This window comes from Rhodospirillales bacterium (genome assembly GCA_016710335.1).
GTDB lineage: Bacteria > Pseudomonadota > Alphaproteobacteria > Rhodospirillales > Defluviicoccaceae > JADJXQ01.
This window is the reverse complement of record JADJXQ010000010.1, coordinates 73,262-79,550: the sequence shown is the minus strand read 5'-3', so window position 1 is coordinate 79,550 and position 6,289 is coordinate 73,262. Positions and strand designations below refer to the sequence as shown.

The following is a 6,289-nucleotide window of genomic DNA, read 5'->3' as shown; positions in this document are numbered from 1 at the left end:
TGGCGGACGATCGTCGCAACGAGGTGGTCGCCATCGGCGAACAGGGCAACCTCGGCCGCCTTCGCCATCCGCACGTGAAGGAGATCGGCTACCCCGAGCCGCGCGGCGCGTCGCCCGGCACACACCACTACCTCCGCACCGTCGAAGCCGGTGTGCGGCGCGGGCAGGAGGTGGTGCGCCTCGCCATCAAGCTTCGCGACGGCGGATTCTCGCCCCGGGTCATCTGCTGCCATCCGGGCTGGGGGGAAGGCCTGTACCTGCGCGAAATCTGGCCGGACGCGAAGCTCCTCTACTTCGTGGAGTGGTATTACCATCTGCGCGGCTACAACATCGGCTTTGATCCGGAGTTCCCGAAGAAGTTTGACGACCAGTTCCTGGTCCGGACGCGGAACGCGATGCACGTGCTGAGCTTCGTCACCGCCGACTGGCTGGTGACGCCGACGCGCTGGCAGCACTCGACCGTGCCGCCGGAGTTCCGCTCCAAACTCAGCGTCATCTTCGACGGCATCGATACCGACATCGCCGCGCCCAACCCTGAAGCGAGCCTCCGGTTCCAGAGCGGCGCCGAGCTTAAGGCCGGGGACGAGATCATCACCTTTGTCAACCGCAACCTGGAGCCCTACCGCGGCTACCATGTGTTCATGCGCGCCCTGCCGCAGATCATGAGCAAGCGCCCCAATGCCCATGTGGTGATCGTCGGCGGCGACGGCGTCAGCTACGGGCCGCACCCGGAGGGCGGCGGCACTTTCCGGGAGAAGTACCTGAAGGAGGTGCAGGACAAGCTCGACATGAGCCGGGTTCACTTCACCGGCCGCCTGCCCTATGACGTATACCTCAAGATTCTGCAGCTTTCCGCGGTGCACATCTACTTCACCGTACCGTTCGTGCTGTCGTGGTCGATGCTGGAAGCGATGAGCACCGGTTGTCTGGTGGTGGGCTCGCGCACGCCGCCAGTCGAAGAGGTGATAACACACAACGACAACGGCCTGCTCGTCGATTTCTTCAAGCCTTGGGCGCTGGTCGAGGCGGTCGATCGGGTCCTCGACCATCCCACGCGCCTTCATCGCATCCGCGAGCGGGCGCGCCAGACGATCATCGACCGCTATGATCTCAAGTCGATCTGCCTGCCGGCGCACCTGGACCTGGTGCAGACCCTGTCCAGCGGCCGCACCCCCAAAACCATGGCTGCCTGACCCTACATCTTGACGTCGTCATCAGACTCCGGGCCAATTCTTCGTCATGTATGGGCGGCTCCCCTTTTGTCCTTGCGAGCGGGGCCGAAGGCGGCGTGGCAACCCGGAATCTGATAGGGTGCGCGATCTGAATTGCTTCGTCGGCTGCGCCTCTTCGTAATGGCGGCGTTTTCCGGCCCCTGACAAAGCCACCCCCAGGAGACAGCGTTGCCAGTGGATGATCTCTTCCAATCGGGGCCCAACGGCCGCCAGGACTACACCGCCAAGGACATCGAGGTCCTGGAGGGGTTGGAGCCGGTGCGGCGCCGGCCGGCGATGTACATCGGCGGCACCGACGATCGCGCCATGCACCACCTCGTCGCCGAGGTGCTGGACAACGCCATGGATGAGGCGGTCGCCGGGCACGCCAACCGCATCGAACTGGAATTGGCCGCCGACGGAGCCGTCACTGTGCGGGACAACGGCCGCGGCATCCCCATCGACCTCCATCCCAAGCACAAGAAACCGGCGCTGGAGCTGATCCTCACCACCTTGCACTCGGGCGGCAAGTTCTCCAACAAGGTGTACCAGACATCGGGCGGACTCCACGGTGTCGGGCTTTCAGTGGTCAACGCCCTTGCTGAGCGACTTGAGGTCGAGGTCGCCCGCGACCGCACCTTGTGGGCGCAGAGCTTCGTTCGCGGCAAGCCGCGGGGCCCACTGGAAAACCGCGGCGCCGTGCACAACCGCCGCGGCACCACCGTCATCTTCAGTCCCGACCCCAAGATCTTTGGAGACAAGGCGCGGTTCAGGCCGGCCGAACTCTATCGCATGGCGCGCTCCAAGGCGTACCTGTTCCGCGGCGTCGAGATTCGCTGGTCGTGCGATGCCTCTCTGCTCGGCGCGGCGGACCCCACGCCGGCCACGGATGTGATGCATTTTCCCGGCGGCGTGCTGGACTTCCTGCAGTCGACCCTGGAAGGCCGCCCAACCTTGACGCCGCAGCCGTTCGCCGGCCAAGCCGGGTTTAATGGCGGCGGCGCGTCCGACAGCGGCGGCAAGGTCGAGTGGGCAATCGCCTGGCCGGAGGATGAAGAGGCGTTTCTGCGCTCCTACTGCAATACGGTGCCGACTCCCGACGGCGGCACCCATGAGGCCGGCTTCCGTATGGCGCTCTCCCGCGCTCTCAAGGCACACGGTGAGATGGTCGGCAATCGCGCCGCCGCAAAGCTGACACCCGAGGACGTAGTCGGCGGCGCCTGCGCCATGCTGTCGGTGTTCATCCCGGAGCCGCAGTTTCAGGGCCAGACCAAGGAACGGCTCAACTCAGTCGAGGCGACGCGGCTGGTCGAATCGGTTGTGCGCGACCACTTTGATCACTGGCTGTCGGCAGCGCCGGATGTCGCCAGGACGCTGCTGGAGAGCGTCGTTGAACGCTCCGAGTTGCGAATGCGTCGGCAGCAGGAAAAAACCAAACGCCAGTCGGCTGCCCGCAAGTTGCGCCTACCCGGCAAACTCGCCGACCGCAGCCGGACCACCGCCAAGGGCACCGAGCTGTTCATCGTCGAGGGCGACTCCGCCGGCGGCTCGGCCAAGACGGCGCGCGACCGGGAAACCCAGGCGGTGCTGCCGTTGCGCGGCAAGATTCTCAACGTCGCCAGCGCCTCCGGCGACAAGCTAAAGGCCAACCAGGAGCTTACCAACCTCACCGAGGCGATGGGCTGCGGCACCCGCGGCCAGTTCGATGGGGCGGCTCTCCGCTACGAAAAGATCATCATCATGACCGACGCGGATGTGGACGGCGCCCACATCGCCGCGCTTCTGATGACGTTTTTTTTCCGGGAGATCCCAAAGCTCATCGAGGGCGGCCACCTCTATCTTGCAGTGCCGCCGCTCTATCGCCTCACCCAAGGCAGCTTCACCGAATACGCCCGCGACGACGCCCACAAGGAGGCGCTCCTCACCGCCGCATTCAAGGGCCGCGGCAAGGTGGAGATCAGCCGCTTCAAGGGCCTGGGCGAGATGCCGCCGGCGCAACTGAAGTCAACGACCATGAACCCCGCCACCCGCACCTTGCTTCGCGTCACCGTGGATGGCGCGCGGGAGGGAACTGATGTCGGCTCGGTTGCCGCCTCCGATTACGTCCGCGAGACGACGCAGCTCGTGGAAACCCTGATGGGCCGCCGCCCCGAGCTCCGCTTCGCCTACATTCAGGAACACGCAAGGTTTGTAGCGGACGTGGACGTGTAATGATCATCACTGCAGCCGGCTTTCGCGCTTTTGTTGGCGTCTGCGGTCGGTCACGGGAAACATGGCTGTTGGTCCAGGCCGGTCGTTTCGGGGAGGCCGCAGACCAGGTTCATGTTCTGCACCGCCTGGCCGGAAGCACCTTTGACCAGGTTGTCGATGGCCGAGAGGACGATCGCCCGGCCCGGCAGGCGGTCCGCGAACACGCCGATCAAGGCGTGGTTTGACCCGCGGACGTGGCGGGTCGCGGGCGACGTGCCCTCCGCTGCCACGCGCACGAACGGCTCGTTCTCATACCGCTCGGCCAGGCAGGTGCGCAGGTCCGCCGCCACGGCGTCGTTCGCCAGCCGGACATAGATGCTGACGAGAATACCGCGGTTCATCGGCATCAGGTGCGGCGTGAAGTTGACGTGAAGCGGCCGCCTTGCCGCCAGCGACAGGGACTGCTCGATCTCGGGGGCGTGGCGATGGGAAGCAACGCCATACGCGTGCACGCCTTCCGCCACTTCGGCGAACAGCGACGTTTCCTTCGGCGCCCGGCCGGCGCCGGTGATCCCGGACTTAGCGTCGATGATGATGTCGTCGGCGTCGATCAGGCCGGCCTCGACCAGCGGCACCAGCGGCAGCAGCGCCGCGGTCGGATAGCATCCGGGGCAGGCAATGAGCCTAGCCGATGCGATGCGTTCCCGATCCAGTTCCGTCAGCCCATAGACGGCCTCGCCCTGCAGGTCCGGCGCGCGGTGCGCCTGCCCGTACCAGGTTTCGTACTGCTCCACGTCGGCGAGACGAAAATCCGCGGACAGGTCGATGACCTTGACCCGGTGCGGAAGCGTCGCCACCACGTCCTGGGTGGTGCCGTGCGGCAGCGCGCAGAACGCGACGTCGATGTCGTCCCATTGGACCGTTTCGAGAGATACCAACCCCGGCAGCGCCGTGTCGTGCGCAGCGGCAGCAAGATGCGGGAATACGTCGCCGATGCCTTGCCCAGCCTTCCGGTCGGCGGTGAGCGCGGCAATCTCTACCGACGGGTGGCGGACCAGGAGGCGCACCAACTCCGCGCCAGTGTAGCCGCTGGCGCCGACTATTGCGACCCGAACCGCGGAATTGGAGACGTTCATGGCATTCCGGAGGGAGCGAGGAGGATGCAGGAAGCCGGCGCGACGGGATGCACCGGCGGCCCGTTTCCGGATCTACCGCTTGGAGAACTGGAAGCTGCGTCGGGCCTTAGCCTTGCCGTACTTCTTACGCTCGACGACGCGCGAGTCGCGGGTCAGAAAGCCGCCTTTCTTGAGCGGCGTCCGGACGCCAGGCTCGAAGAACGTCAACGCCCGGCTGATACCGTGGCGGACCGCGCCCGCCTGTCCGGACAATCCGCCGCCGGAGACGGTGCAGGTCACGTCGTATTGATCGCTTCGGTTGGCGGCCGCGAACGGCTGGTTGATCATCATCCGCAGGGTTGGTCGCGCGAAATAGACCTCCAGCGCGCGGCCATTGACTGTGATGCGGCCCGACCCGCGCTTGATCCACACCCGAGCGACCGCATCCTTACGCTTGCCGGTGGCGTAGGAGCGCCCCTGCGCATCGATTCGGGGCTGCACCTCCGCTTCCACGACGGCGGAGGGAACAGGGGCAATCCCCGTGAGGTCCTTGAGGTCCGCAAGGGTTCTGGTTTCTTCGGCCATGGTCGTCACTATCTCTTGTTCTTCTGGTTCATCGCCGCCACGTCGAGACGCTCCGGCTGCTGCGCCGCGTGGGGATGCTCGGCGCCCGCATAGACGCGGAGCTTGCGCATCTGCTCGCGGCCGAGCGGTGAACGCGGAACCATCCGCTCGATGGCCTTGATCACCGCGCGTTCCGGATGTCGCCCATCGAGAATCGACCCCAAGGTCCGATGCTTGATGCCGCCCGGGTAGCCGGTGTGCCAATAAAAGCGAGTCTGCTCGCGTTTGTTGCCGGTCACGCGCACCCTGCCCGCGTTCACCACCACGATGTGGTCGCCGCAGTCCAAGTGCGGGGTGTACATGGGCTTATGCTTGCCCCTCAGTCGCGTTGCCACCACCGCCGCGAGCCGCCCGAGGACGACATCCTCAGCATCGACGATGTACCATTTGCGTTCAATCTCAGACGCTTTGGCCGAATATGTTGCCATCACACATCTACACTTTTACGGGAGAAACACGAACAACGACACCCAAGGCGCGGTGGCCTCGGCGCGCAGGCGGCGGAGTATGCCACGCCGAACCCGGAAGTCAACAGTCGTAGTGCTGCCTTTAGGCGCCGTTGGTGACGCGCGTCTCGGATTTGTGGAAAGCCGACGTTGTATTTGCTCCTGTTTTGATGATTTGTTACGGACGAGGGTGAAATCGCGCTCCTGGGAATGAATCCAATGTCGGTGATCCACTGGACCGAAACCATGAGTGTCGGAGTCGAGTCCATCGACTGTGATCACAAGCACCTCCTCGGCCTGGTCAATCGCCTGGACGCCTCCGTGCGCTCCGGCGAAGGCGAAACCGTCGTGGACGCCATTCTCGGCGAACTGCTCAGCTACACCGCGTACCATTTCGACCGGGAGGAGGCCCTCATGACGGCGTGCGGTTATCCGGACGTCGACGCGCACTGTCATACTCACCGGGTTCTGAAGACGCAGGTTGCCAACATCCGTGACCGCCACATCCACAATCCGGACAGCATCCACGACCGCGAAGTGCTGGCATTTCTTCGCAACTGGCTTACGGCTCACATTCTCGGCCGCGACCAGCTCTACGCGCCTTTCATGGTGAGCCGGCGCCAGGCGGTCGAAGCCGCCGAGACCGCCTTTACGGCGGATCAGCCCCAGGCGAACTGATCACGTCCTTGACCGTGTCCGTTAC

6 protein-coding genes are annotated in these 6,289 nt (G+C 65.0%); 3 read left to right on the top strand and 3 right to left on the bottom strand.

Annotated features, from left to right (window positions below; all coding sequences use genetic code 11):
• On the top strand, nucleotides 1-1,193 hold a 1,193-nt coding region (locus IPM60_14045), incomplete at its 5' end, for a glycosyltransferase (protein ID MBK8908978.1).
• A 213-nt stretch (nucleotides 1,194-1,406) separates the two neighbouring features.
• Nucleotides 1,407-3,422: a DNA topoisomerase IV subunit B gene (gene parE, locus IPM60_14040; GenBank protein MBK8908977.1), complete on the top strand. Its 2,016-nt coding sequence runs from the start codon at nucleotides 1,407-1,409 to the stop codon at nucleotides 3,420-3,422.
• 50 nt (nucleotides 3,423-3,472) lie between these two features.
• On the opposite strand, the gene IPM60_14035 is transcribed toward parE, so the two are convergent.
• The 3 genes from IPM60_14035 to rplM all read right to left on the bottom strand — a co-directional run bounded on the left by IPM60_14035 (nucleotide 3,473) and on the right by rplM (nucleotide 5,571).
• The gene (locus tag IPM60_14035) at nucleotides 3,473-4,537 is read right to left on the bottom strand and encodes an N-acetyl-gamma-glutamyl-phosphate reductase (GenBank protein ID MBK8908976.1); all 1,065 of its coding nucleotides are present in this window, start codon (nucleotides 4,535-4,537) and stop codon (nucleotides 3,473-3,475) included.
• A gap of 72 nt (nucleotides 4,538-4,609) precedes the next feature.
• Nucleotides 4,610-5,101, bottom strand: coding sequence for a 30S ribosomal protein S9 (gene rpsI / locus IPM60_14030; protein MBK8908975.1), 492 nt, complete (start codon nucleotides 5,099-5,101; stop codon nucleotides 4,610-4,612).
• A gap of 8 nt (nucleotides 5,102-5,109) precedes the next feature.
• Complete coding sequence (rplM, locus tag IPM60_14025; protein MBK8908974.1) at nucleotides 5,110-5,571, bottom strand: 50S ribosomal protein L13; 462 nt, start codon at nucleotides 5,569-5,571, stop codon at nucleotides 5,110-5,112.
• Nucleotides 5,572-5,832: 261 nt separating this feature from the next.
• On the opposite strand from rplM, the gene IPM60_14020 reads away from it, so the two are divergent.
• Nucleotides 5,833-6,264 (top strand): hemerythrin family protein, encoded by a 432-nt coding sequence (locus IPM60_14020; GenBank protein MBK8908973.1) that lies wholly within the window; start codon nucleotides 5,833-5,835, stop codon nucleotides 6,262-6,264.
• The last annotated feature ends 25 nt before the right edge of the window (nucleotides 6,265-6,289 follow it).

Coding starts and splice junctions, on each gene's coding strand:
- IPM60_14035 (MBK8908976.1), bottom strand. CDS start 4,537: ATGAACGTCTCCAATTCCGCGGTTCGGGTCGCAATAGTCGGCGCCAGC.
- rpsI (MBK8908975.1), bottom strand. CDS start 5,101: ATGGCCGAAGAAACCAGAACCCTTGCGGACCTCAAGGACCTCACGGGG.
- IPM60_14020 (MBK8908973.1), top strand. CDS start 5,833: ATGAGTGTCGGAGTCGAGTCCATCGACTGTGATCACAAGCACCTCCTC.